Source organism: Pseudomonas sp. NFX224 (assembly GCF_048565165.1).
Taxonomy (GTDB): domain Bacteria; phylum Pseudomonadota; class Gammaproteobacteria; order Pseudomonadales; family Pseudomonadaceae; genus Aquipseudomonas.
In genome coordinates, this window is the sequence record NZ_CP183416.1 from 3,175,206 (window position 1) to 3,198,902 (window position 23,697).

Sequence of the window (23,697 nt, forward strand, 5' to 3'; positions counted from 1 at the left end):
GCGGGCTTGCCCGCGAAGGCGTCAGTTGATTAAGCAGCCAATACCTTCAGCGCCGCCTTACGCTCATCGATCGGCAACGCCCCCAGCCTCTCGACTTCGGCATAAAACTTCACCCAATCCCCACCCACCTGTTCAAACAGCGCAGCAAACGCCGGCACCCATTGGTCATACAGGCCAAAGGGCAGCAGTCGCGCATTGTTCATCGGCGCATTGATCCACGCGTTGTAACGTTTGTCCCCGGCCCATTGGCTATCACGCATCTGTCGATATTCGCTGCGCAATTGCTCGAACGCTTCAGCTTTGCGCTGGCGCATTTGCTCGGGCGACAGCGGCAGGGCGTACAGTTTTTCAAGGCGGGTGCGGGTGTCCAGCACCAGCTGAATGAATTGATCCCGTTGTTGCGCCTGTGTCCCGCTTTCAGGCGGCAGGCTGCGGTAAGCGCGCCATTGGCGGGTGCCCTCCTGCTCGACGAAGGTGGCGAATGATTCGTTGAACTCCGTGTCGTCTTTCACATAAACGCGCTGGTGCGCCAGTTCGTGAAAGATCAGCGTGGCCAGGCGCTCATCGCCCCAGCCCATCATCGAGTTCATGATCGGGTCGTTGAACCAGCCCAGGGTCGAATACGCCTCGACACCGCCGATCGACACGTCCATACCCTGCAAACGTTGCAGCGCCGCCTCACCGCGAGCCGCACGCTGGCTGTAGTACCCGCGATAGGCCACGCAACCGGCAATGGGGAAGCAATGGTTCTGTGGCTTCAGGGAAAATTCCGGCGTAACGAACACGTTCCAGACTACATAGGGCCGGCCAATGTCGGCATACAGGCGATAGCTCTGATTGTCCGGCAGGTGCAGTTGTTGGCTGGCGAAGGTTCGGGCCTTTTGTGATTGGGCCAGATGCGCACGCAGTTTCTGATCACGCTGCGGGTCGGCAATCACCCTGGAAACCGGCTCTCGTGCCCGCAGCAGTTGCAGCTGACCGCTGGCCAATTGGCTGTAGTAGCTGACGCTGGAACAACCGTTGAGCAACAAAAACAACACACCCGGAAACAAAACGCGCAAAACGCGATCAAGTAACCCAGGGCTTGGACGCAGCCTTATCAAAATAAAAAATTCCCGGAGAGTCTGCTCGCAAGACTATCCCGCTTGACTGGAGCTCCGCTATGCGCAAATTGATGCTGACGGGAGGCCTGCTGACGCTGGCCGGTTGTGCTGGATTCGGATTGCCTCACCATGATCCGACGCAAGCATGGATCGATCTGGAGTCGCATCAGGAAGACACGGCCCTGTTGGCGGTGGAAGTGGATAACAAGGCGGCCACCGATAAACGCTATTTTGAGGTGCAGCCCGGCAGCCATGAGCTGACGGTCCGCTATCAATTCCCGGTCCAGCCCACCAATATCGGGCCCGACGCCCAGCCACTCTGGCGTGATTGCCAGATGAATGTGAAATTCAACGATTTCAACGCGGGCGAGCGCTATCAATTGCAAGCGGGGAATATCGGCTTTCGACCATGGGCCAAGCTCTACGATCAGCAGCGAAAAGTAATTGGCCAAGGCACACCTGCAGGCTGCCAACGCACCTGATCGGCGCTATTCTGAAGATCCCGACATTGGGACATTCATCATGCGCAGGTTGATGCTGTTACTGGCCGCGAGTGCGATGGCCGGCTGTTCGACTCCGATGCCGGCGGCCAATCCGAATATGGCGTGGGTCGACTTCTCTACGCCATTCCCCAATGACAAGTTGCTGATGGCCGAGCGACTGGACAATCAGCGATTGCGAGAGGGGCGTTTTTTCCAGGTCACTCCGGGTAGCCACGAACTGACCGTGCGTTTTGACTTCGAAGTGCCGAGCGGCGGTTCGGAATTGTTTGGCGGTGGCACGGAGCGGTTGTGCTACATGATCATCAAGTACGATCACTTCGAGGCCGGTCAGCGATATCTGCTGCAAGCCCGCTCCATGGCGTTCACCCCCGAAGCACGGCTGTATAACGCCAAGCATGAAATTGTCGCAGAAGAGCGCCAGATCAACTGTGTGCCGTGAGGCCGGTCAGCGGTCATTCTTCTGGTAGATGATTTTCTTGGTACCGTTCTCGCACGAGCCTACGACCATGTTCTGATCGTGTACTTCGTCATTGCGAACGATCTCCAGGGTGTAGGACGTCACCCCTCGGGCCTGGATCTTGGCTTCGATTTCGGCCTTGAGTTCTTCACAGGGTTTCGGTGCCGCCAAAGCCGAAGTGGCCATTGCGAAACAGATAACCGCCAAGGCAAAACGTTTCATGGTTGAAGCTCCTTTGAGGCAGCGCACATGGACATGCGTTTTTGCTGCTGTCATTTATTCGACCATAGTTTTGCGCGTGTTGTTTTGTTTCAAGGCAAAAAGATCGCAGCCTGCGGATTCACTCGCCGCTGTAGCGCTGCCGAAAGCTGCGATCTTCAAACTGGTTTAATTCACCAAAGTCGCGTCCAGACTGATCTTGGCATTCAGCACCTTGGAAACCGGGCATCCTTCCTTGGCCTTGTTGCTCAACTCTTCGAATTGCGCCTGGCTGGCGCCGGGAATTTTCGCCTTGAGGATCAGTTTCACCGCCGTGATCGCAAAGCCGCCATCCACTGGGTCCAGGGTGACTTCGGCATGAGTATCGATACTGTCGGCCTTGAGGCCGGCGTCGCCGAGAATCATGGAGAAGGCCATGGAGAAACAACCCGCATGCGCGGCGCCGATCAGCTCTTCCGGGTTGGTGCCCTTGCCGCCTTCGAAGCGCGCCTTGAAGCCGTAGGGTGCTTCCCTGAGTACGCCGGTTTCCGTGGAAATCGAGCCGATGCCGGTTTTCAGATCACCTTCCCAATGGGCCGATGCTTTCTTGATGATAGCCATGCCTTGTCTCCTCAAGATCCGGCGCGGAGCGTCGCGCCTTTGTGGTGTGGGTCGCTAGGGTTCTGAGGATAGACCGTCACGCAAAGTTCACTTCATCCGATCGGTCCGCTTTTTTGGTAGGAATTTTTCCTGTGCTATTGAAACTCGGGTATATGCCCACATTGCATGAAACACGCTTTTAGAATCGGCAGGTTTTCGTTCGCAAGAAAAAACCTGCGCCCTCAATTGGAGATGCAGGTTTATGAAACGACTGCCCGATATCAAGTTCTCGACCCTCGATCTGGTGCCTGTGCGGGAAAACGGCAGCGCGGCCCAGTCGCTGCGCAACTCGCTGGACCTGGCGCAGCATGTCGAGAAATTCGGCTATCACCGCTTCTGGGTTGCCGAACACCACAATATGGACGGCATCGCCAGTTCCGCGACCTCGGTGCTATTGGGTTATCTCGCGGGTGGCACGTCGACCATTCGCGTGGGTTCCGGCGGCGTAATGTTGCCTAACCACGCGCCGCTGGTGATTGCCGAACAGTTCGGCACCCTGGAAAGCCTGTATCCGGGCCGCATCGACCTGGGTCTCGGTCGTGCACCCGGTTCCGATCAGATGACCGCCCGTGCGCTACGCCGCGAGCGTTCCGGTAGCGCCGACGACTTCCCGGAAGATGTGGCCGAGCTGGTGCGCTATCTCGGCTCGCGCACCCCGGATCAACGCGTCATCGCAATGCCCGGCACCGGAACCCATGTGCCGATCTGGCTGTTGGGCTCTAGCTTGTTCAGCGCACAACTGGCAGGCGAGCGCGGTTTGCCCTACGCCTTCGCGTCACATTTCGCACCGCGCTTCATGCACGAAGCCATTCGTGTCTATCGCAATCACTTCAAGCCTTCAGCCGTACTGCACAAGCCCTACGTGATGCTCGGCGTGCCATTGGTGGCCGCCGACACCGATGAGCAGGCCGATTACCTGGCGACTTCGGTGTTCCAGCGCATTCTGGCCTTGATGCGTGGTCAGAGCCTGGTGCAGCGTCCGCCGGTGCAAACCATGGATGGCCTGTGGCTGCCCCATGAGAAAGCCGCGGTGCAGGACTTCCTGGGGTTGGCCATGATTGGCAGCCCGCAGAAAATCCGGGCGAAACTGGACGTGCTGATCGAGCAAACTCAGGCTGACGAGCTGATTTTTACCTGCGACCTGTACGAACATGCCGATCGTCTGCATTCCTACGAGTTGTTGGCGCAAGTCATGAAGGGCTGACATTTCGTTCACGCGCACAAAAAAAGCCGACGTTATGCGTCGGCTTTTTCTTACGCAGCGGATCACCCTAGCGTTTGTAGACGATTTCCTTCGTACCCTTTTCACAGGTGCCGACGACTTTTCCGTCAGCCGCAGTGCCTTTATCGACAATCTCCAGCGAATAATTGGAAACGCCCTTGGCATCAAGCTTTGCTGCGATCTCTGCTTTTAGCTCTTCGCAGGATTTGCCGTCAGCGAAGGCAGTACCCGCCAGGCTCAACAAACCTACCGCCAAAATAAACTTCTTCATCGGTTGCATTCTCTGGTCGGATTAAAAAGGGGCATCCAGACACTGGCCGGACACGCTCATTCAGCGTTTTGCCATTCCCTGTGGCACTCGGCCAGCGCGCAAGTTCAGAAGGCTAGACCAACGTTAGCTGCTGGCAATCCGGAATCCGACCTTGAGGGTGACCTGGAAGTGCGCTGCCTTGCCGTCCTTGATATGCCCACGGGTTTCGGTGACTTCAAACCATTCCATGTACTTGAGACTTTTACTGGCTTCGGCCAGTGCGTTGTTGATCGCGTCTTCGATGCTGCTGGTGGACGAGCCAACCAGTTCGACTTTCTTGTAGGTGTGATGGTCAGTCATGGCGTTCTCCTTAGGGTGTGAAATACAGCCTAGCAGTGAATTTCCGTCTTACTTCTGTCGGTTCGTCCGACATGGAAGTTCACATTTACTGCACTTTCTCGAGCCCCTGAAGTCCCAACCAACACACGCTACTCATCAACAATGCAGGAGAGCCACCATGGCCAACAGCTCGTTACGTAAAGCCTCATTGCAAAGCATGGAAGCGGAGATCGAGAGTCTGCTCAAATCCTTGGAAAACCTGAAGGACGACGCCTCGGACGAGTCGCGTAAAACCCTCAAGGTGCTTAAAGGCAACGCTGAGAACGCGCTGAGACACTCGCGCCATCTGCTCGCCGATGCTTATGAAGAGGTCAAGGTTAAAACCCGGGAGACCGGAATCGCGACCCGGGACTACGCCCAGGAACACCCTTGGACTACAGCCGGTGTTGCGGTGGGTGCGCTGGGCTTGCTGGCGGCTTACCTGTTGTTCAAACGCGGTGACTAATCTGCCTGGCGCAGCTCGTTTTTGAGCCATTGCGCCAGTTGCCGGGCGCGCCCGTCCGCGGCGCGCTTGGGTAACCACAACGCCAGATGAGCCGGGGTTTCGCTGAAACCCCATGGTGCGACCAGGCGACCCGCCTTCACGTCTTCGGCCACCAGCGGTTCAGGGGCAATCGCCACGCCCAGCCCGGCCACGGCCGCTTCCAGCAAGTAATACAAATGTTCAAAACCCTGCCCGTACTTCAACGTCTTGGCGTCGAGGCCGTTTTGCTGCGCCCAACTGGGCCAGGCTTGCGGACGCGAAGTGGTGTGCAGCACCGATTCGCTCAGCAGCGCTGTGGCGGGTCCCGACTTGAGCCGTTCATATCCGGCAAACCGTGGACTCATCACCGGACCGATCCGTTCGCTGGCGAGCTCGAATACCTGCATGTCCGCCGGCCAGGGTGGCTCGGCAAACACCAGCAAGGCGTCCAGGCCTGGACGGCGGGGGTCGAGATCGCCTTCTCCGGCCGACAGGTGCAATCGAAGGTCGGGCAAGTCGGCATTCAGCCGTCCAAGACGCGGAATGAACCATCGGGCCAGCAAGCTTCCCGAACAGCCGAGGACAAAAGGCGCATCGACTGTGCTTTGTGTGAGTTCTGCGCAGACCGTACGCAAACGCTCGAAGGCTTCAGCGCTGGCGTCACGCAAACGCAGGCCGGCATCTGTGAGTTTCAGGCCGCGACCATCCTTGATGAAAAGACTCACGCCGAGGTGCTCTTCAAGCACTTTCAGCTGACGACTGACTGCACCATGCGTGACGTGTAGCTGTTCGGCGGCCTGACTGACACTGTTCAGGCGGGCCGTCGCTTCGAAGGCGCGCAGGGCATTCAGCGGTGGAAGGTCGTGGCTCATGGGATCTGTGAGTTTTCCTGACAGGTTGCGGCGATCTTATCGGTTTTCAGCCGGGTACGTCAGGGGTAGAGTGGACTTCATTGTCACTTCACGCATTCAACTGGAGCGCCCCATGACCCAGACTAATCTGCGCAACGGCCCTGACGCCAACGGCCTGTTTGGCGCGTTCGGTGGCCGTTACGTCGCTGAAACCCTGATGCCGTTGATCCTCGATCTGGCCCGCGAATACGAAGCGGCCAAGGAAGATCCTGCATTCAAGGAAGAATTGGCCTACTTCCAGCGCGACTACGTCGGTCGTCCAAGCCCGCTGTATTTCGCTGAGCGTCTGACCGAGTTCTGCGGCGGCGCGAAGATTTACCTCAAGCGTGAAGAGCTGAACCACACCGGCGCGCACAAGATCAACAACTGCATCGGCCAGATCCTGCTGGCGCGGCGCATGGGCAAGAAACGCATCATCGCCGAGACCGGCGCTGGCATGCACGGCGTGGCGACCGCTACCGTGGCCGCGCGCTTTGGCCTGGACTGCGTAATCTACATGGGCACCACTGACATCGAACGTCAGCAGGCCAACGTATTCCGCATGAAGCTGCTGGGCGCGGAAGTGATCCCGGTCGTGGCCGGCACCGGCACCCTGAAGGACGCGATGAACGAAGCCCTGCGTGACTGGGTGACCAACGTCGACAGTACCTTCTACCTGATCGGCACCGTGGCCGGTCCGCACCCTTATCCAGCGATGGTTCGCGACTTCCAGGCCGTCATCGGCAAGGAAACCCGTGACCAGTTGCAAGCCCAGGAAGGCCGCCTGCCGGACAGCCTGGTGGCGTGCATCGGCGGTGGATCCAACGCCATGGGCCTGTTCCACCCGTTCCTCGACGACAAGAGCGTGGACATCATCGGTGTTGAAGCGGCCGGCTACGGTATCGAAACCGGCAAACACGCAGCGAGCCTGAACGGCGGCGTACCGGGTGTGCTGCACGGAAATCGCACCTTCCTGTTGCAGGACGACGATGGCCAGATCATCGACGCCCACTCGATTTCCGCCGGCCTGGACTACCCAGGCATCGGCCCGGAACACGCCTGGTTGCATGACATCGGCCGCGTCCAGTACACCTCGGTGACCGACGATGAAGCCCTCGCCGCGTTCCACCAATGCTGCCGCCTGGAAGGGATCATTCCTGCCCTGGAAAGCGCCCACGCGTTGGCTGAAGTGTTCAAGCGCGCACCGAGCCTGCCTAAAGATCACCTGATGGTGGTCAACCTGTCCGGCCGTGGCGACAAAGACATGCAGACCGTGATGCACCACATGGAACAATCGCAGCAGGAGAAACACTGATGAGCCGCCTGCAAACACGCTTTGCCGAACTCAAGGAACAGAACCGCGCCGCCCTGGTGACCTTCATCACCGCTGGCGACCCGAGCTACGACACCTCGTTGGCGATCCTCAAGGGCTTGCCGGCAGCAGGCGCCGACGTGATCGAGTTGGGCATGCCCTTCACCGATCCAATGGCCGACGGTCCGGCCATCCAGCTCGCCAACATCCGTGCGTTGGCTGCCAGGCAGAACCTGGCGAAAACCCTGCAAATGGTTCGCGAGTTCCGCGAAGGTAATACCGAGACGCCACTGGTGCTGATGGGGTACTTCAACCCGATCCACATGTACGGCGTGCCGCGCTTCATTGCCGAAGCCAAAGAGGCCGGTGTTGACGGTCTGATCGTGGTCGACCTGCCTCCGGAGCATAACGGTGAGCTGTGTGACCCGGCGCAGGCTGCAGGTCTGGACTTTATCCGCCTGACTACGCCGACCACCGATGACGTGCGTTTGCCGACTGTTCTCAATGGCAGCTCCGGGTTTGTGTACTACGTGTCGGTGGCCGGTGTGACCGGTGCTGGTGCGGCGACACTGGAGCACGTTGAAGAGGCGGTCGCTCGTCTGCGTCGCCATACCGATCTGCCGATCAGCATCGGTTTTGGCATTCGCACACCGGAGCAAGCGGCGAACATCGCGCGTCTGGCCGATGGTGTGGTGGTGGGCTCGGCCTTGATCGATCACATCGCCAACGCGACGACGCCGGAGCAGGCAGTGGATGGCGTACTGAGCCTTTGCTCGGCGTTGTCCGAGGGCGTGCGTAAGGCTCGCGTCAGCTGAAGGTAAAGTTCCTGATACAGAGGAATTAGAGCCTTCCGGCACGGACTAACCAGCAAGACCGAGGGCTTCAGGACTACGTTCTGAAGCCCTTTTTGCTGTTTGTGTTGTGAGGAATACCTGATGAAAATGCCGAAACGTCTGATTGCCAGCCTGGGTGTGCTGATGCTTAGTGCGACGCCGTTGCTGCACGCCAGCGCCGATCAACGCGACGATCATGACCACGGCGGTCCGCAGCAGGGGCATTACGATAGCCACGATAACGATCATCGTGGCGGGCAAGACAACCATCGCGGTGGACCGCCGCCACGGGACTTTGGTCCGGTGCGCCAGACGATTCACGACCATCATGACTATTTCGTTCGTGGCGCGCCGCCGCCTCCAGGCATTCATCTGGAGCGCGGCCGGCCACTGCCTCGCGGCTATTACGGCGAACGTCTGGACAACCGCGCGCTGAGTCGGCTCCCGTACTACCCAGGTTACGAATGGCGCCGGGCGGGTGGGGATGTCGTGCTGATCGCCGTAGCAAGCGGAGTGGTTTATGAAATTCTTGAGGGGGTGCTCTGATTAGCGTTTAGAAAAAGGGGTCTCGCGGCGGTTTCGCCACGAGGCCCTTTTTTACGGCAGCTCCAGGCCACCCGCTGCTTTGTGCAGCTTGCGCAGATGTTCACCAATCTGTTTCACGTTGGCTTCGTTGGCCGCCATCTCGGCCGCGCGCTCGGGCTCAAGCAGTGCTCGAACTTCCTTGTCCAGATCCCCGGTCAGTGCCTGAAGCTGTTTCTGGCGCAGGCTGCTTTCCGATTCCAGGCGTTGCCATTCATTCGGTTGCGGCAAGCCATAGCCACCGCTGCCGAGGAGCTCCGCCGGACGGCTGAGGAAACCGCTGTTATCGAGAATTTGCCTGAGTGTCGCGTTAGCCTTGTCCATTCCGCCGTTTTTCAGTTCACGAGCGCCCAGATAACGCTGTTTGACTTCGTCCTGCGCCAGCAACAACTGGCGCCTGAAACTCGCCTGTTCCAGCAACAGCAGTGCTGCGCTGGTGCGCAAGTCAGCCTGTTCGAACCATTTACGGCGGTCTTCGGCCTTCAAATCCAGCCAGTCTTCGACGGTTTCCTGTTTGACCGGCAAGTGTTTTTTCAGCACTTCGAACATTGCTTGATAGCGATCGCGGAAGGAGTCGAACCGATAGCCCAGGCGCAGTGCTTCCCGAGGATCGTCCAGCACACTGGTATCTGCCAGCTCGCGCCCTTTCAGCACCTCCAGCAAACCGTTGGGCATGATGTTGTCCAGGGCAACCAGTTTTGAATTGTTGGTGCCGCTGCGCAGCAACTTCAGTTCCTCCACCGCGCAGTTGTTGGACAGGAAGAAGTAGTTACCGTCGTAGCTCCAGTGCATCTCGGCGGCACGCTCGACCACGCCTTCAATCTCGCTGCGCGACAGTTTAAGTGGCACGGAAGCGAGGCTGCGCAATTCAGTCTTGGTGTATTCGTCGATCACTTGGGCCAACGGCAACACAAACAGGCGCGACGGATACTTACCCACCAATCCATCCCAGCTCGACAGCTGCACATCGCCGACGAAGGCGCGGTAGGACAGCACCAAGTGCTGATCCAGGTCCAGGCGACAGTCCGGACCGCGTGGTCGGCCCGGCTTGCAGATCACCAGCCGCAACATGCTGTGGCCCCAACGGCTGACCCAGTTCTGGTTGGCCTCGGCCAGCAGGTAGTCGACGGCATATACCCGCTCTGGATCGACCTGACCCAAGGGTGTCTTGGCGAAGTCGTTGCCGGCATTGAGGAAGGCGAAGGTTTTGCCGCAGGCGTCTTTGGCGGCGGGTGCCCAGCCGAAGTGTTCTTTGTAGTAGCGGTACAGGGCAGGGCGACGGCAGGCGTAACTCGGGTCGAGGAGGAAATACTCCATGTTGACCGCGACAAACTCCTTCGGGCTGCTGGTTTCGTAGATGTCCGGGCTGCGCGCAATCTGACGGTTGTGCTGTTCGCGTTCGCCGCGACGGCCAACGTATTGCTGCCAACCGGCGAGGTCGAGCAGGCGCGGGTCATCGCTGAGGGTGAAGCGACGGCCGGATTGGCCACGACACTGATCGGGTATGCCAACCAGCCCCGAGCTGCTGTCCTGACGGCCGCAACGTTGGATCAAAGTGCGCTCCGCCTGCGTCCACAGGCGCGAGCGGTCGTAGATGTGGGTCAGTTCGTGCAACACCGTTGCGAGCATTTCCCGGCGCACGGTGCCATGGGGGCGGTAGGTTTTCTTGGTTGCGGCGCTACCGTCGGTGAGGCTGGCCAGCAGCTTGCGATTCAAATCGAGCTCAGACACCAGCGACGCCTGGCCGTAGGCGTTAGCGGGCATGTCGTCGGTCCAGCCGACATCGATGCGCCGGTCCAGTTGCTCGACGAAACGTGGTGGCAGCGCCTGCATGGCTTCATCGAGCAAGGCCTGACTGGCTTGCTGCTGCTCAGGACTCAGGCCGTCAGTCTTGAGGTGTAACTCAAGGCCGGCGTTGGCGCTGGTGCCGAACAGCAACAGCGCCCCGGCCAACAGCCAGGCTGTTGGCCGCCTCACAGTGCGAGGATGGCTTCAGCTAGATCCTGGTCACTGGCATCGCGAGCTTCCGGCACTCGGGTGCGCAACAAGTCGAACGCGGACTCCAGGTGTGCGCCACGAATATCGCCATTGCTGGCGACGAAACTGGCGGCATCGTCCTGGGCTTCGCGGACGATTTTCGAGTCGCGAATCGACGTGGTGGTATCAGACGTGAAATCGAGTGTGCGCTGGGTGGCACGAATGAGCATGTTGCTGGTGGCAACCAGGGTATGGGCCTGGGCCACGTCAGCCAACAGCAGCAGGCCAAGGGTGGCGACAATCAGCGGGTTACGCATGGAACGGCTCCGGGGAAACAGGGAATAACTATTGGACGAGAATTGCCTGCGCCAGTTCAAGGTCGCTGACGTGAAGTTTTGGCTGGGTCTGGTGCAGGTAACGCAGGGCCGACTCCAGTTGTGCGCCTCTCAGTTGGCCGTCAGTGGCAATGAATGCCGCGGCATCATCCCGGGCGGCGAGCAGCAGTTTATGGTCGAAGGGCGCGGAGGTCACCAGGCTTGTGGCATAACCGCTGGCCACGGTGCCTTGGGTCGACAGGTTGAACGCGTCGAAAGCGCAGGCCGAACCCGAATAGCTGACAGCAAGAAAGATTGAAGTGGCGAACAGATTTGAAAGAAAACGCATGAGACTCGACAGTCGAAGGTGAGTCCCAAGGCTAGCGCAACGCCCGGTCTAGAGCCAGCGCTGAAACATTGGGACACGCTGGGCGTGTCCCACGTCAGTACGTTGCTTAGATCGTCAGGATCGCTTGAGCCAGTTGTGCATCGGTTGCGTTCAACTGTGGTGACTGATGGCGAATGTGATCGAGCGCGCTTTCCAGTTTTACGCCACGAATGGCGCCTTCACTGGCGACGAAGCTGGCGGCGTCGTCACGGGCGGCGAGCACGATCTTGTCATCTTTAAACGAAGACGTGACGTCGGAGGTCGCATCGGAGGTGGCTTTGAGTGCACCGACGACGGCATCGGTGGTCACGATGAAGCTGGTGGCGTGGGCATTGGCAGCCACGGCAAGCAGGGCTGCAGCGCTGAGCAGGCGAAGTCGGGACATGGTGTAACTCCTTTGGGTAAGCCGATTGAGAAGTGGCGCAGTATCTGATGTGTCAGACGTCAGGGGTGTTTGTTCGCCACGTTCTGGATTGATAGTAGGCCTCTGCATGGCGCCGCGACAATCTGATCGTGCTGATCTGGCGCATCGTCCAGGTCAGACCAAGTCTAGCGGTTTAACTGTACAGGTGTAATTAAGTATTTTTGAAACTGTACTGCCTCCGGCTTTTCAAACGCTAAAACGACAAAACCCGTCGTGGTTTCCCACGACGGGTTTTGTTTGTTCAATTCGGGTTGCTGGCGATGGACCCTTAAGGTCAGAACCAGCGACGCTAACTTAGCGCCAGAACGGCTTGCTCAGCTCTTCGTAGCGTTGTGCTTCGCTAATCCCGGCGTCAGCCAGCAGACGCGAATCCAGGCGAGCCAGTTGGTGGCGGCTGGAGATGCGGCGCTGCCACAGCATCAGGTTGGCGATAACGCGCAGAGGCATGGAAGCCTGGGTTTTTGCAGCAGTGTCTTGAAAGAACAGATCGGAACTGATTGTACGTTCCATGGTGGGTCATCCTTCCGCTTGTGGCGGGATTAGGTAGTGGTTTAACTGGTGCCCATGATCCTCTTGTTTGCCTAGTCTCTGTAGATACAGTTCATCTGTATTGTGAGAGCTCAGTTAACTGTTTATAGGTGGTGTACTGGTCGAAAATGAGGCAACTGTATCTGTCTGCTCGCTTATGGTGCGTTTTTGCTGATTTGAAGGATGAGCGTAGGAAAAGTCCGTAGGAAATGACCAGTACAGCAGTACAGTTTTTTAAGGAAAATGACTTGGCAACAGCAAGCTGACGAAACCGGGGTTGCGTCAGCTGCTATCTGTACCCATCACACGGCGAGCATTTGCCCGGTTTCTTCCAGGTTCATGTGCCAACTCAGGGCATCGCGCAGGATGTGGGGCGTGTGTCCGCCGAGTGCGCACGCGGCTGTGAAGTAGTCGTTAAGGGCTTGGCGATAATCCGGGTGCACACAGTTATCGATGATGACGCGCGCGCGTTCGCGAGGCGCCAGACCGCGCAAGTCGGCCAGACCGACTTCGGTGACGAGGATGTCGACGTCATGCTCGGTGTGGTCAACATGGCTGACCATCGGCACTACGCTGGAAATCGCGCCGCCCTTGGCGATCGACTTGGTCACGAAGATCGCCAAGTGCGCATTGCGTGCGAAATCTCCCGAACCACCAATGCCATTCATCATCCGCGTGCCGCACACGTGGGTGGAGTTGACGTTGCCATAAATGTCGAACTCGAGCGCCGTGTTGATCCCGATGATACCGAGGCGACGTACCACTTCAGGGTGGTTGGAAATCTCCTGCGGGCGCAGAACCAGCTTGTCCTTGTAGCGTTCCAGGTTGCCGAACACGTCGGCGTTACGGCGGCTCGAGAGCGTGATCGAGCTGCCCGAGGCAAAGCTCAGTTTGCCGGCGTCGATCAGATCGAAGGTCGAGTCTTGAAGGACTTCGGAGTACATCGTCAGGTCTTCGAATGGCGAATCGATCAGACCGCACATCACCGAGTTGGCGATCGTACCGATCCCGGCCTGCAGCGGACCGAGCTTGTTGGTCATGCGCCCGGCATCCACTTCCTGCTTGAAGAAGCTGATCAGGTGGTCGGCAATGGCTTGGGTCTCCACGTCCGGCGGCAGCACGGTGGACGGCGAGTCGGATTGATTGGTGATCACGATCGCGACGATTTTTTCCGGTGGAATCGGGATGGCCGTGCTGCCAATGCGATCGTCGACCTTGACCAGGGGAATCGGCGTGCGGGTCGGGCGATAGGTCGGAATATAGATGTCGTGCAGCCCTTCGAGATTCGGGTTGTGCGCAAGGTTGATCTCGACGATCACCTGTTTGGCAAAAATCGCAAAGCTGGCCGAGTTGCCCACGGAAGTGGTCGGCACGATATGGCCTTGCTCGGTGATGGCGACCGCTTCGATCACCGCGATGTCCGGCAGCTTCAATTGCTGGTTGCGCAGTTGCTCGACGGTTTCCGAGAGGTGCTGATCGATGAACATCACTTCGCCGGCGTTGATCGCCTTGCGCAGGGTGCTATCCACCTGGAAGGGCATGCGTCGTGACAGAGCACCCGCTTCGGTGAGCTGCTTGTCGAGGTCGTTGCCAAGGCTGGCGCCGGTCATCAGGCTGATCTTCAGCGGTGTGACCTTGGCCCGTTCGGCCAGTGCGTGGGGTACGGCCTTGGCTTCGCCGGCGCGGGTGAAGCCGCTCATGCCGACGGTCATGCCGTCTTCAATCAGAGCGGCAGCCTCGGTGGCGCTCATCACTTTATCCAACAACGAAGGCAGGCGAATACGGTCACGGTACATGGATTGTTATCTCGGGCAACGGGTAGCAGGATGCGCAGTCTAGTGAATTTCACTAGCCTGTGTCCCGCTACCAAGGTCGCAAACGAGGCGTCTATTCCGGGTATTTCAAGCAAAACACCATTACCGTATCGGTAATAAAGGCGCTGATTGTTTGACGTTTTGCGCAAACAAAAACGCCCCGACGAGTCGGGGCGCTTCAGTGTTGCGAAGCGCTTTACTCGACGGCTTTAACCATGTCTTCGATGACCTTCTTGGCGTCACCGAACACCATCATGGTTTTGTCCAGGTAGAACAGCTCGTTGTCCAGACCGGCATAGCCGCTGGCCATTGAGCGCTTGTTGACGATGACTGTCTTGGCTTTATAGGCCTCGAGAATTGGCATGCCAGCAATCGGCGATTTCGGATCGTTCTTCGCCGCCGGGTTGACCACGTCGTTGGCGCCGAGCACCAGTACCACGTCGGTCTGACCGAATTCGGAGTTGATGTCTTCCATCTCGAACACTTGCTCGTAAGGCACTTCGGCCTCGGCCAGCAGCACGTTCATGTGCCCCGGCATCCGCCCGGCCACCGGGTGGATCGCAAACTTCACGGTGACACCACGATGGGTCAGCTTCTCTGCCAGTTCCATCAGTGAGTGCTGGGCACGGGCCACAGCCAGGCCATAGCCCGGCACGATGATCACGGTGTCGGCGTTGGTCAGCAGGAACGCGGCGTCGTCGGACGAACCGGACTTCACCGGGCGGGCTTCCTTGGCGCCAGCCGGGCCTGCGTCATCCGCTGCGCCGCCGAAACCACCGAGGATCACGTTGAAGAACGAACGGTTCATCGCCTTGCACATGATGTACGACAGGATCGCACCGGACGAGCCCACCAGGGAACCGGCAATGATCAGCATCGAGTTGTTCAGCGAGAAGCCGATACCCGCCGCAGCCCAGCCCGAGTAGCTGTTGAGCATCGACACCACGACCGGCATGTCGGCACCGCCAATCGGGATGATGATCAGCACGCCCATGATGAAAGCCAGGACCAGCATCAGCGCGAACGCCGTGAGGCTGCCGGTCACCATGAAGGTCACACCCAGGGCCAGCGTCGCCAGGCCCAGCAGCAGGTTGAGCTTGTGTTGGCCGCCGAACTGTACTGGTGCGCCCTGGAATAGACGGAACTTGTACTTGCCCGACAGCTTGCCGAAGGCGATTACGGAGCCGGAGAAGGTGATCGCACCGATGGCCGCACCGAGGAACAGCTCCAGACGGTTACCCGCCGGAATCGAGTCGCCCAGTTGCTTGACGATACCCAGCGATTGCGGCTCAACGACAGCGGCGATGGCAATGAACACCGCGGCCATACCGATCATGCTGTGCATGAAGGCGACCAGTTCCGGCATCTTGGTCATTTCAACGCGCTTGGCCATGATCGAGCCGGCGGTGCCGCCGACCAACAGGCCGACAATCACGTAGCCGATACCGGCGGTGGCCAGTTCAGCACCCAGCTTATAGATGAGGCCGATCGTGGTGATGATCGCCAGCGCCATGCCGAGCATGCCGAACAGGTTGCCGCGGCGCGAAGTAGTGGGGTGCGACAGGCCTTTGAGGGCCTGGATAAAGCAGATCGACGCGATCAGGTAGAGCGTCGTGACAAGATTCATGCTCATTACTTCGGCGCCTCTTCTTTTACGGCTTTCGGGGCTTTTTTCTTGAACATCTCAAGCATGCGGCGGGTGACCAGGAAACCACCGAACACGTTGACCGCCGCCAGTGCCACCGCCAGGGTGCCCATGGTTTTGCCCAGTGGCGTAACGGTCAGGGCTGCAGCGAGCATGGCGCCGACGATCACGATCGCCGAGATTGCGTTGGTCACCGCCATCAGAGGGGTGTGCAGCGCAGGTGTAACGTTCCAGACCACGTGATAACCGACATAAATCGCCAGCACGAAGATGATCAGGTTGTAGATACCGGGGGAGATAAGCTCTTCCATCGTCTGAATCCCTGCTTAGGCGTTTTTGCGGATGACTTGGCCGTCGCGGCACATCAGGCACGCGGCGACGATGTCGTCTTCGAGGTTGATCTCGAACTGGCCTTCCTTGGTGAAGACCAGTTTCAGGAAGTCCAGCAGGTTGCGGGCGTACAGCGCCGAAGCGTCAGCGGCCACTGCGCCGGCCAGGTTGGTCGGGCCGACAATGGTCACGCCATTTTCGACGACCACTTGGTCCGCTACGGTCAACGGGCAGTTGCCGCCCTGAGCGGCTGCGAGGTCGATGACCACCGAGCCTGGCTTCATCTGCGCCACGGTTTCCGCGCTCAACAGCGTCGGTGCCTTGCGGCCCGGAATCAGCGCGGTGGTAATGACGATGTCAGCCTGTTTGGCGCGTTCGTGTACGGCCAGGGCCTGGCGCTGCATCCAGCTGGCCGGCATTGGTCGCGCGTAACCACCGACTCCGACGGCGCATTCACGCTCTTCATCGGTCTCGTACGGCACGTCGACGAACTTGGCGCCGAGGGATTCGATCTGCTCTTTAACTGCAGGACGCACGTCAGACGCTTCGATCACTGCTCCCAGGCGTTTCGCCGTGGCAATCGCCTGCAACCCGGCAACGCCGGCGCCGAGAATCAGCACGCGCGCCGCTTTCACGGTGCCCGCAGCCGTCATCAGCATTGGCATGAAGCGCGGATAGTAGTGAGCGGCCAGCAACACGGCTTTATAGCCGGCGATGTTGGCTTGCGAGGACAGCACATCCAGGCTCTGGGCGCGGGAGGTACGTGGCGCAGCTTCCAGCGCAAACGCGGTAATGCCGCACTCGGCCAGTTTGGCGATGGTCTCATTGCTGAACGGGTTGAGCATGCCCACCACAACGGTGCCGCTCTTGATCAGAGTCAGCTCGCTGTCGCTGGGAGCGACCACTTTCAGAATCAGCTCGGCACCAAAGGCTTCGCTGGCGCTGCCAATGCTTGCACCTGCCGCTTCATAAGCACTGTCGACAACACTGGCATTAATGCCGGCACCGCTCTGAACAGTGACCTTATGACCCTGGCCGATCAGCTTCTTAATGGTTTCCGGGGTTGCAGCAACCCGTGTTTCACCGGTCTGGGTTTCGAGAGGAACACCAATGTGCACGTCAAATCTCCTGCGTGATCTTATTGAGTAAACCCATGCACTACGGATGGTGCGGCTGGGGCGGCCGATCAGCACGATCCCGCTAAATCAGGGCGGGGCGCGGCATTTTGCAGGCGAACTTTGTGCCCTTCAAGGGATTATGATGGGTGACGGAAAATTAACTACAAGTCACCCCGTGACCGAATGTCGCAACTACCCCGCTCAATCCCTTGCAGGCTGTGCCTTGGAAGGATTCTGGCCGAAATTCAAGAATTTACACATCGGCCATATGAATGATGCGCCATTGCTCCTAAATAGAGGCTCAAAGCCACGATTTCAGGCGCTTGTGGGACGTCTGTACGACTTTCAATTACAGTTTGTTGTTTTGCGACAAATACTTATATCTGTAGGGTTTTGTTTTTGCTGACTACGGGGTCAGCTAAGCTCTGAAGGCCTTTATTCTTCTGTGTTGTAGCTGTGTGCCTGGTTTACCAACCAATCTCGAAAAGCCCTTAAAGATGCAGATTCGACCTTTCGCTCAGGAATCATCAGGTAATACGCCTTGATGCTGGAGAGTGCCTGGGGGTTAGCAATCACCAAGCGTTTCTCGGCCAGTTCGCGCTGAATCAGAAACGGTGGGATCAAGGCGATGCCCATATCGTGCATGGCTGCCTGGGCCAGCATGGAGAATAGCTCGTAGCGTGGGCCTGTCATGTCGCGAGGAACATTCAGGTGCTGGGAATCGAACCATTGCCGCCAGGCGTAGGGGCGAGTGGTTTGTTGAAGGAGGGGCAACTCGGCGATCTCACTGGCGGTAAGAAGGTTTTTTTTTCCGAGTAGGCCGGGGCTGCACACGGGCAGCGGATGTTCACCCATCAAGCGGTGGGATTCTGTACCTGACCAGTCCGCGTCACCGAAGTAAATCGCGGCGTCAAAGTCCGTGTCGGCAAACAGGAACGGACGCGTCCGGTTCGTCAGGTTGACCGTCACCTCCGGGTGCTTTTGTTGGAAATCCTTGAGTCGTGGGAGCAGCCATTGGGTGCCAAACGTCGGAACCACCGCCAGTTCGATCACATTGGCGCCTTGCTGACCCATCACCGATAGGGTGTCCCGCTCGACCGCATCAAGTTGCGTGGCGACTCGGCGGCTGTAGGAAAGGCCGGCTTCCGTCAGCTTCACTCCGCGCCGCGAGCGTCGGAACAATTCCACGCTGAGGAACTCCTCAAGACTGGCGATCTGTCGGCAAATCGCCCCTTGGGTCAGTGAAAGCTCCTGCGCTGCCTTGGTAAAGCTCTCATGGCGAGCAGCCGCTTCGAAGCTGATCAGTGCGGTTGTGCTGGGTATTTTTCTGCGCATGTACGTCTACCTCACTAATGCATCGAAATAAATGCGTTTTACGACGTTTCGGAGTGAGAAATTAGCACAACAGTATGCGAAATCCTCGTTTGCCGAGACGCCGAACCCGGCCTAGGATCAGTCCACGTTATTTGACTCGTTTCGAGAGGACACACTCATGGCCGGTAAAGCTAGCTTCAACTGGATCGATCCTTTGCTGCTGGATCAACAGCTCACCGAAGAAGAGCGCATGATTCGCGACACAGCTGCGCAGTTCGCTCAGCAAAGTCTGGCTCCGCGTGTGCTCGAAGCGTTCCGTCATGAGAAGACCGATCCGGCGATCTTCCGCGAGATGGGTGAGGTGGGCCTGTTGGGCGCCACCATTCCCGAGCAATACGGCGGCAGCGGTCTTAACTACGTCAGCTACGGTCTTATTGCGCGTGAAGTCGAACGTGTCGACTCTGGCTATCGCTCGATGATGAGCGTGCAGTCTTCGTTGGTCATGGTGCCGATCAATGAATTTGGTAGCGAAGCGCAGAAACAGAAATACCTGCCGAAACTGGCCTCGGGTGAATGGATCGGCTGCTTCGGTCTGACCGAGCCTAACCACGGTTCCGACCCGGGTGCGATGATTACTCGTGCACGCAAAGTCGAAGGCGGCTACAGCCTCACTGGCAGCAAGATGTGGATCACCAACAGTCCGATCGCCGACGTGTTTGTGGTATGGGGCAAGGACGACGCAGGTGACATCCGTGGTTTCGTTCTCGAGAAGGGCTGGAAAGGCCTGAGCGCTCCGGCGATTCACGGCAAGGTCGGCCTGCGTGCGTCGATCACCGGCGAAATCGTCATGGACAACGTGTTCGTGCCGGAAGAGAACATCTTCCCGGATGTCCGTGGCTTGAAAGGTCCTTTCACCTGCCTCAACTCGGCGCGTTATGGCATTTCCTGGGGGGCGCTGGGTGCCGCTGAGTTCTGCTGGCACACCGCTCGCCAATACACTTTGGATCGTCAGCAATTCGGTCGTCCATTGGCAGCCACTCAACTGATCCAGAAGAAGCTGGCCGACATGCAGACCGAAATCACCATGGCGCTGCAAGGCTGTCTGCGTTTGGGTCGGATGAAGGATGAAGGCACTGCGGCGGTCGAAATCACTTCAATGATGAAGCGCAACTCTTGCGGCAAGTCCCTGGACATCGCGCGCATGGCTCGCGACATGCTGGGTGGCAACGGTATCTCGGATGAATTCGGCGTTGCCCGTCACCTGGTCAACCTGGAAGTGGTGAATACCTATGAAGGTACGCATGACGTCCACGCGCTGATCCTCGGTCGCGCGCAGACCGGCATCCAGGCGTTCTATTAATAGGAGAATGCCATGGGCGCGCTTTCGCATTTGCGGGTACTGGATTTGTCGCGAGTATTGGCCGGGCCGTGGGCTGGGCAGATTCTTGCGGACCTTGGCGCTGAGGTGATCAAGGTCGAGCGTCCGGGCAATGGCGATGACACGCGCGCCTGGGGGCCGCCCTTCCTTAAGAACGCCTATGGCGAGAACACCAGCGAGGCCGCCTATTACTTGTCGGCCAATCGCAACAAGCAATCGGTCACCATCGACTTCACGCGCCCGGAGGGGCAGAAGCTGGTGCGTGATTTAGCGGCCAGGTCGGACATCCTGATCGAGAACTTCAAGGTCGGTGGTCTGGCAGCGTACGGTCTGGATTATGAAACGCTGAAGGCGATCAACCCGGATCTGATCTATTGCTCGATCACCGGATTTGGCCAGACCGGTCCATATGCCAAGCGTGCCGGTTATGACTTCATGATCCAGGGGTTGGGTGGTCTCATGAGTCTGACGGGGCGGCCTGACGGGGATGAGGGCGCGGGGCCGGTGAAGGTCGGTGTTGCGCTGACCGACATTTTGACCGGGCTCTACTCGACCGTGGCGATCCTTGCCGCGCTTGCGCATCGGGATCATGACGGTGGTGGGCAGCATATCGATATGGCTTTGCTGGATGTCCAGGTGGCGTGCCTGGCTAACCAGGCCATGAACTACCTGACGACGGGCAATGCTCCGAAACGCTTGGGCAATGCTCATCCAAACATCGTGCCTTATCAGGATTTTCCTACGGCGGATGGCGACTTCATCCTTACCGTGGGTAATGACGGGCAGTTCCGCAAGTTTGCGGAAGTGGCAGGGCAGCCTCAGTGGGCAGATGATCCGCGCTTTGCGACCAACAAGTTGCGGGTGGCCAATCGGGCTGTGCTGATTCCGCTGATCCGTCAGGCGACGGTGTTCAAGACCACGGCTGAATGGGTGGCGCAATTGGAGCTGGCTGGTGTGCCGTGCGGGCCTATCAATGATCTGGCACAGATGTTTGCCGATCCTCAGGTCAAGGCGCGTGGGTTGGCGATCGAGTTGCCCCATGCACTGGCCGGGATGGTGCCTCAGGTGGCGAGTCCTATTCGCTTGTCGCAGACGCCGGTGGAGTATCGTCATGCTCCTCCTTTGTTGGGCGAGCATACGCTGGAGATTTTGCAGCGGGTGTTGGGGCTGGATGCCGATGCAGTGGCGGCATTCAAAGAGGCGGGCGTCCTCTGATGGCTCCTTCTATATAGAAGGAGTGGTTATGCTGCCTGTGGGCCGGCTGTTTTCTTGCCTTCTGTAAGTTATTGATAGAAAACCAAAATCAGTGCTTGACGGCAGATCTCAGGTGTCTATAATTCGCCCCACTTCCGGCGCAGTCGAAACGGAAAACTCCTTGGTAAACAACGAGTTACGAAGTTTTCGGCAGCAAGTTGCTTCAGTTCATCGAAGCCAAAAGGAAGTTGAAAAAGAGGTGTTGACAGCAGCGTGTAACGCTGTAGAATTCGCCTCCCGCTGATGAGAGATCTGAGGCGCAAGTGGTTGAAGTTGTTGAGGAATTCCTCGAAAGCTTCTGAAAATAATCACTTGACAGCAAATGAGGCTGCTGTAGAATGCGCGCCTCGGTTGAGACGAAAGATCTTAACCAACCGCTCTTTAACAACTGAATCAAGCAATTCGTGTGGGTGCTTGTGGAGTCAGACTGCTAGTCAACAGATTATCAGCATCACAAGTTACTCCGCGAGAAATCAAAGATGTAACCAACGATTGCTGAGCCAAGTTTAGGGTTTTCTCAAAACCCAAAGATGTTTGAACTGAAGAGTTTGATCATGGCTCAGATTGAACGCTGGCGGCAGGCCTAACACATGCAAGTCGAGCGGATGAAGAGAGCTTGCTCTCTGATTCAGCGGCGGACGGGTGAGTAATGCCTAGGAATCTGCCTGGTAGTGGGGGACAACGTTTCGAAAGGAACGCTAATACCGCATACGTCCTACGGGAGAAAGCAGGGGACCTTCGGGCCTTGCGCTATCAGATGAGCCTAGGTCGGATTAGCTAGTTGGTGAGGTAATGGCTCACCAAGGCGACGATCCGTAACTGGTCTGAGAGGATGATCAGTCACACTGGAACTGAGACACGGTCCAGACTCCTACGGGAGGCAGCAGTGGGGAATATTGGACAATGGGCGAAAGCCTGATCCAGCCATGCCGCGTGTGTGAAGAAGGTCTTCGGATTGTAAAGCACTTTAAGTTGGGAGGAAGGGTTGTAGATTAATACTCTGCAATTTTGACGTTACCGACAGAATAAGCACCGGCTAACTCTGTGCCAGCAGCCGCGGTAATACAGAGGGTGCAAGCGTTAATCGGAATTACTGGGCGTAAAGCGCGCGTAGGTGGTTCGTTAAGTTGGATGTGAAAGCCCCGGGCTCAACCTGGGAACTGCATTCAAAACTGACGAGCTAGAGTATGGTAGAGGGTGGTGGAATTTCCTGTGTAGCGGTGAAATGCGTAGATATAGGAAGGAACACCAGTGGCGAAGGCGACCACCTGGACTGATACTGACACTGAGGTGCGAAAGCGTGGGGAGCAAACAGGATTAGATACCCTGGTAGTCCACGCCGTAAACGATGTCAACTAGCCGTTGGGAGCCTTGAGCTCTTAGTGGCGCAGCTAACGCATTAAGTTGACCGCCTGGGGAGTACGGCCGCAAGGTTAAAACTCAAATGAATTGACGGGGGCCCGCACAAGCGGTGGAGCATGTGGTTTAATTCGAAGCAACGCGAAGAACCTTACCAGGCCTTGACATCCAATGAACTTTCCAGAGATGGATTGGTGCCTTCGGGAACATTGAGACAGGTGCTGCATGGCTGTCGTCAGCTCGTGTCGTGAGATGTTGGGTTAAGTCCCGTAACGAGCGCAACCCTTGTCCTTAGTTACCAGCACGTTATGGTGGGCACTCTAAGGAGACTGCCGGTGACAAACCGGAGGAAGGTGGGGATGACGTCAAGTCATCATGGCCCTTACGGCCTGGGCTACACACGTGCTACAATGGTCGGTACAGAGGGTTGCCAAGCCGCGAGGTGGAGCTAATCCCATAAAACCGATCGTAGTCCGGATCGCAGTCTGCAACTCGACTGCGTGAAGTCGGAATCGCTAGTAATCGCGAATCAGAATGTCGCGGTGAATACGTTCCCGGGCCTTGTACACACCGCCCGTCACACCATGGGAGTGGGTTGCACCAGAAGTAGCTAGTCTAACCTTCGGGAGGACGGTTACCACGGTGTGATTCATGACTGGGGTGAAGTCGTAACAAGGTAGCCGTAGGGGAACCTGCGGCTGGATCACCTCCTTAATCGACGACTCAGCTGCTCCATAAGCTCCCACACGAATTGCTTGATTCATTGAAGAAGACGAAAGAAGCAGCCCGAAATTGGGTCTGTAGCTCAGTTGGTTAGAGCGCACCCCTGATAAGGGTGAGGTCGGCAGTTCGAATCTGCCCAGACCCACCAATTTTGTGTGGGAAACGCCTGTAGAAATACGGGGCCATAGCTCAGCTGGGAGAGCGCCTGCCTTGCACGCAGGAGGTCAGCGGTTCGATCCCGCTTGGCTCCACCACTACT

The 23,697-nt window shown here is 58.0% G+C and carries 25 protein-coding genes, 2 tRNA genes and 1 rRNA gene; 12 read left to right on the forward strand and 16 right to left on the reverse strand.

Features of this window, described 5'->3' with window-relative positions:
- Positions 1-29 precede the first annotated feature (29 nt).
- The gene (locus tag ACNYC6_RS14240) at positions 30-1,103 is read right to left on the reverse strand and encodes an aminopeptidase (RefSeq protein WP_419712801.1); all 1,074 of its coding nucleotides are present in this window, start codon (positions 1,101-1,103) and stop codon (positions 30-32) included.
- Between the two features lie 59 nt (positions 1,104-1,162).
- On the opposite strand from ACNYC6_RS14240, the gene ACNYC6_RS14245 reads away from it, so the two are divergent.
- On the forward strand, positions 1,163-1,585 hold the full coding sequence (locus tag ACNYC6_RS14245) for a hypothetical protein (protein ID WP_419712802.1): 423 nt from the start codon (positions 1,163-1,165) through the stop codon (positions 1,583-1,585).
- Between the two features lie 40 nt (positions 1,586-1,625).
- On the forward strand, positions 1,626-2,045 hold the full coding sequence (locus ACNYC6_RS14250) for a hypothetical protein (RefSeq protein WP_419712803.1): 420 nt from the start codon (positions 1,626-1,628) through the stop codon (positions 2,043-2,045).
- Positions 2,046-2,051: 6 nt separating this feature from the next.
- On the opposite strand, the gene ACNYC6_RS14255 is transcribed toward ACNYC6_RS14250, so the two are convergent.
- Together ACNYC6_RS14255 and ACNYC6_RS14260 are read right to left on the reverse strand one after the other, a co-directional pair.
- On the reverse strand, positions 2,052-2,285 hold the full coding sequence (locus ACNYC6_RS14255; RefSeq protein ID WP_419712804.1) for a DUF1161 domain-containing protein: 234 nt from the start codon (positions 2,283-2,285) through the stop codon (positions 2,052-2,054).
- Positions 2,286-2,450: 165 nt separating this feature from the next.
- Entirely contained in the window at positions 2,451-2,882 is a 432-nt protein-coding gene (locus ACNYC6_RS14260; protein WP_419712805.1) for an OsmC family protein, read from the reverse strand.
- A 241-nt stretch (positions 2,883-3,123) separates the two neighbouring features.
- Between ACNYC6_RS14260 and ACNYC6_RS14265 the strand changes: the two genes are divergently transcribed.
- The gene (locus ACNYC6_RS14265) at positions 3,124-4,125 is read left to right on the forward strand and encodes an LLM class flavin-dependent oxidoreductase (RefSeq protein ID WP_419712806.1); all 1,002 of its coding nucleotides are present in this window, start codon (positions 3,124-3,126) and stop codon (positions 4,123-4,125) included.
- Positions 4,126-4,192: 67 nt separating this feature from the next.
- Here ACNYC6_RS14265 and ACNYC6_RS14270 read toward each other — a convergent pair whose 3' ends face one another.
- Positions 4,193-4,414 (reverse strand): DUF1161 domain-containing protein, encoded by a 222-nt coding sequence (locus ACNYC6_RS14270; protein ID WP_419712807.1) that lies wholly within the window; start codon positions 4,412-4,414, stop codon positions 4,193-4,195.
- A 123-nt stretch (positions 4,415-4,537) separates the two neighbouring features.
- A complete protein-coding gene (locus ACNYC6_RS14275; RefSeq protein WP_008027736.1) occupies positions 4,538-4,753 on the reverse strand; it encodes a dodecin in 216 nt (71 codons plus the stop codon).
- Positions 4,754-4,910: 157 nt separating this feature from the next.
- Here ACNYC6_RS14275 and ACNYC6_RS14280 point away from each other — a divergent pair, with 157 nt between their 5' ends.
- Positions 4,911-5,237: a DUF883 family protein gene (locus ACNYC6_RS14280; RefSeq protein ID WP_416128692.1), complete on the forward strand. Its 327-nt coding sequence runs from the start codon at positions 4,911-4,913 to the stop codon at positions 5,235-5,237.
- Here the strand turns inward: ACNYC6_RS14280 and ACNYC6_RS14285 are convergent.
- Entirely contained in the window at positions 5,234-6,127 is an 894-nt protein-coding gene (locus ACNYC6_RS14285) for a LysR family transcriptional regulator (protein ID WP_419712808.1), read from the reverse strand. The two genes, ACNYC6_RS14280 and ACNYC6_RS14285, sit on opposite strands and share 4 nt — an antisense overlap.
- Positions 6,128-6,239: 112 nt before the next feature.
- On the opposite strand from ACNYC6_RS14285, the gene trpB reads away from it, so the two are divergent.
- The 3 genes from trpB (at position 6,240) to ACNYC6_RS14300 (ending at position 8,836) form a co-directional block, all read left to right on the forward strand.
- Positions 6,240-7,460 carry a tryptophan synthase subunit beta gene (gene trpB, locus ACNYC6_RS14290; protein WP_419712809.1) on the forward strand — a complete coding sequence of 407 codons (1,221 nt, stop codon included), beginning with the start codon at positions 6,240-6,242 and terminating at the stop codon, positions 7,458-7,460.
- Positions 7,460-8,272 (forward strand): tryptophan synthase subunit alpha, encoded by an 813-nt coding sequence (gene trpA / locus ACNYC6_RS14295; RefSeq protein ID WP_419712810.1) that lies wholly within the window; start codon positions 7,460-7,462, stop codon positions 8,270-8,272. Before trpB ends, trpA begins: the two co-directional genes overlap by 1 nt.
- Positions 8,273-8,392: 120 nt before the next feature.
- Positions 8,393-8,836: an anti-virulence regulator CigR family protein gene (locus tag ACNYC6_RS14300; protein ID WP_419712811.1), complete on the forward strand. Its 444-nt coding sequence runs from the start codon at positions 8,393-8,395 to the stop codon at positions 8,834-8,836.
- Between the two features lie 51 nt (positions 8,837-8,887).
- On the opposite strand, the gene ACNYC6_RS14305 is transcribed toward ACNYC6_RS14300, so the two are convergent.
- The 10 genes from ACNYC6_RS14305 to ACNYC6_RS14350 form a co-directional block, all read right to left on the reverse strand.
- A complete protein-coding gene (locus tag ACNYC6_RS14305) occupies positions 8,888-10,849 on the reverse strand; it encodes a DUF4105 domain-containing protein (RefSeq protein WP_419712812.1) in 1,962 nt (653 codons plus the stop codon).
- Positions 10,846-11,166 (reverse strand): DUF2388 domain-containing protein, encoded by a 321-nt coding sequence (locus ACNYC6_RS14310; protein ID WP_419712813.1) that lies wholly within the window; start codon positions 11,164-11,166, stop codon positions 10,846-10,848. The genes ACNYC6_RS14305 and ACNYC6_RS14310 overlap by 4 nt, the downstream gene beginning before the upstream one ends.
- Positions 11,167-11,194: 28 nt before the next feature.
- Entirely contained in the window at positions 11,195-11,512 is a 318-nt protein-coding gene (locus tag ACNYC6_RS14315) for a DUF2388 domain-containing protein (protein WP_419712814.1), read from the reverse strand.
- 106 nt (positions 11,513-11,618) lie between these two features.
- Positions 11,619-11,936, reverse strand: coding sequence for a DUF2388 domain-containing protein (locus ACNYC6_RS14320; protein ID WP_338584074.1), 318 nt, complete (start codon positions 11,934-11,936; stop codon positions 11,619-11,621).
- Positions 11,937-12,269: 333 nt separating this feature from the next.
- On the reverse strand, positions 12,270-12,422 hold the full coding sequence (locus tag ACNYC6_RS14325) for a DUF1127 domain-containing protein (RefSeq protein ID WP_370694728.1): 153 nt from the start codon (positions 12,420-12,422) through the stop codon (positions 12,270-12,272).
- A gap of 383 nt (positions 12,423-12,805) precedes the next feature.
- On the reverse strand, positions 12,806-14,299 hold the full coding sequence (locus ACNYC6_RS14330; protein WP_419712815.1) for an acetyl-CoA hydrolase/transferase family protein: 1,494 nt from the start codon (positions 14,297-14,299) through the stop codon (positions 12,806-12,808).
- Positions 14,300-14,513: 214 nt separating this feature from the next.
- Positions 14,514-15,950 carry an NAD(P)(+) transhydrogenase (Re/Si-specific) subunit beta gene (locus tag ACNYC6_RS14335; protein WP_419712816.1) on the reverse strand — a complete coding sequence of 479 codons (1,437 nt, stop codon included), beginning with the start codon at positions 15,948-15,950 and terminating at the stop codon, positions 14,514-14,516.
- Entirely contained in the window at positions 15,950-16,273 is a 324-nt protein-coding gene (locus ACNYC6_RS14340; RefSeq protein ID WP_003187010.1) for an NAD(P) transhydrogenase subunit alpha, read from the reverse strand. Before ACNYC6_RS14340 ends, ACNYC6_RS14335 begins: the two co-directional genes overlap by 1 nt.
- A 15-nt stretch (positions 16,274-16,288) precedes the next feature.
- Entirely contained in the window at positions 16,289-17,410 is a 1,122-nt protein-coding gene (locus tag ACNYC6_RS14345; protein WP_419712817.1) for a Re/Si-specific NAD(P)(+) transhydrogenase subunit alpha, read from the reverse strand.
- Between the two features lie 435 nt (positions 17,411-17,845).
- Positions 17,846-18,745 (reverse strand): LysR family transcriptional regulator, encoded by a 900-nt coding sequence (locus tag ACNYC6_RS14350; RefSeq protein WP_419712818.1) that lies wholly within the window; start codon positions 18,743-18,745, stop codon positions 17,846-17,848.
- Between the two features lie 157 nt (positions 18,746-18,902).
- Here ACNYC6_RS14350 and ACNYC6_RS14355 point away from each other — a divergent pair, with 157 nt between their 5' ends.
- From ACNYC6_RS14355 to ACNYC6_RS14375, 5 genes are all read left to right on the forward strand, one after another.
- Positions 18,903-20,084 (forward strand): acyl-CoA dehydrogenase, encoded by a 1,182-nt coding sequence (locus tag ACNYC6_RS14355; protein ID WP_419712819.1) that lies wholly within the window; start codon positions 18,903-18,905, stop codon positions 20,082-20,084.
- Positions 20,085-20,096: 12 nt separating this feature from the next.
- Complete coding sequence (locus ACNYC6_RS14360; RefSeq protein WP_419712820.1) at positions 20,097-21,317, forward strand: CaiB/BaiF CoA transferase family protein; 1,221 nt, start codon at positions 20,097-20,099, stop codon at positions 21,315-21,317.
- Positions 21,318-21,892: 575 nt separating this feature from the next.
- Positions 21,893-23,429, forward strand: a 16S ribosomal RNA gene (locus ACNYC6_RS14365).
- An 80-nt stretch (positions 23,430-23,509) separates the two neighbouring features.
- Positions 23,510-23,586, forward strand: a tRNA-Ile gene (locus ACNYC6_RS14370).
- Positions 23,587-23,616: 30 nt separating this feature from the next.
- Positions 23,617-23,692 (forward strand) — tRNA-Ala (locus ACNYC6_RS14375).
- Positions 23,693-23,697: the final 5 nt, after the last annotated feature.

Bases quoted from the DNA above. Each gene is read 5' to 3' on its own strand.
- ACNYC6_RS14245 (WP_419712802.1), top strand. From the start codon at position 1,163: ATGCGCAAATTGATGCTGACGGGAGGCCTGCTGACGCTGGCCGGTTGT.
- ACNYC6_RS14250 (WP_419712803.1), top strand. From the start codon at position 1,626: ATGCGCAGGTTGATGCTGTTACTGGCCGCGAGTGCGATGGCCGGCTGT.
- ACNYC6_RS14255 (WP_419712804.1), bottom strand. From the start codon at position 2,285: ATGAAACGTTTTGCCTTGGCGGTTATCTGTTTCGCAATGGCCACTTCG.
- ACNYC6_RS14260 (WP_419712805.1), bottom strand. From the start codon at position 2,882: ATGGCTATCATCAAGAAAGCATCGGCCCATTGGGAAGGTGATCTGAAA.
- ACNYC6_RS14265 (WP_419712806.1), top strand. From the start codon at position 3,124: ATGAAACGACTGCCCGATATCAAGTTCTCGACCCTCGATCTGGTGCCT.
- ACNYC6_RS14270 (WP_419712807.1), bottom strand. From the start codon at position 4,414: ATGAAGAAGTTTATTTTGGCGGTAGGTTTGTTGAGCCTGGCGGGTACT.
- ACNYC6_RS14275 (WP_008027736.1), bottom strand. From the start codon at position 4,753: ATGACTGACCATCACACCTACAAGAAAGTCGAACTGGTTGGCTCGTCC.
- ACNYC6_RS14280 (WP_416128692.1), top strand. From the start codon at position 4,911: ATGGCCAACAGCTCGTTACGTAAAGCCTCATTGCAAAGCATGGAAGCG.
- ACNYC6_RS14285 (WP_419712808.1), bottom strand. From the start codon at position 6,127: ATGAGCCACGACCTTCCACCGCTGAATGCCCTGCGCGCCTTCGAAGCG.
- trpB (WP_419712809.1), top strand. From the start codon at position 6,240: ATGACCCAGACTAATCTGCGCAACGGCCCTGACGCCAACGGCCTGTTT.
- trpA (WP_419712810.1), top strand. From the start codon at position 7,460: ATGAGCCGCCTGCAAACACGCTTTGCCGAACTCAAGGAACAGAACCGC.
- ACNYC6_RS14300 (WP_419712811.1), top strand. From the start codon at position 8,393: ATGAAAATGCCGAAACGTCTGATTGCCAGCCTGGGTGTGCTGATGCTT.
- ACNYC6_RS14310 (WP_419712813.1), bottom strand. From the start codon at position 11,166: ATGCGTAACCCGCTGATTGTCGCCACCCTTGGCCTGCTGCTGTTGGCT.
- ACNYC6_RS14315 (WP_419712814.1), bottom strand. From the start codon at position 11,512: ATGCGTTTTCTTTCAAATCTGTTCGCCACTTCAATCTTTCTTGCTGTC.
- ACNYC6_RS14320 (WP_338584074.1), bottom strand. From the start codon at position 11,936: ATGTCCCGACTTCGCCTGCTCAGCGCTGCAGCCCTGCTTGCCGTGGCT.
- ACNYC6_RS14325 (WP_370694728.1), bottom strand. From the start codon at position 12,422: ATGCCTCTGCGCGTTATCGCCAACCTGATGCTGTGGCAGCGCCGCATC.
- ACNYC6_RS14330 (WP_419712815.1), bottom strand. From the start codon at position 14,299: ATGTACCGTGACCGTATTCGCCTGCCTTCGTTGTTGGATAAAGTGATG.
- ACNYC6_RS14335 (WP_419712816.1), bottom strand. From the start codon at position 15,950: ATGAGCATGAATCTTGTCACGACGCTCTACCTGATCGCGTCGATCTGC.
- ACNYC6_RS14340 (WP_003187010.1), bottom strand. From the start codon at position 16,273: ATGGAAGAGCTTATCTCCCCCGGTATCTACAACCTGATCATCTTCGTG.
- ACNYC6_RS14350 (WP_419712818.1), bottom strand. From the start codon at position 18,745: ATGCGCAGAAAAATACCCAGCACAACCGCACTGATCAGCTTCGAAGCG.
- ACNYC6_RS14355 (WP_419712819.1), top strand. From the start codon at position 18,903: ATGGCCGGTAAAGCTAGCTTCAACTGGATCGATCCTTTGCTGCTGGAT.
- ACNYC6_RS14360 (WP_419712820.1), top strand. From the start codon at position 20,097: ATGGGCGCGCTTTCGCATTTGCGGGTACTGGATTTGTCGCGAGTATTG.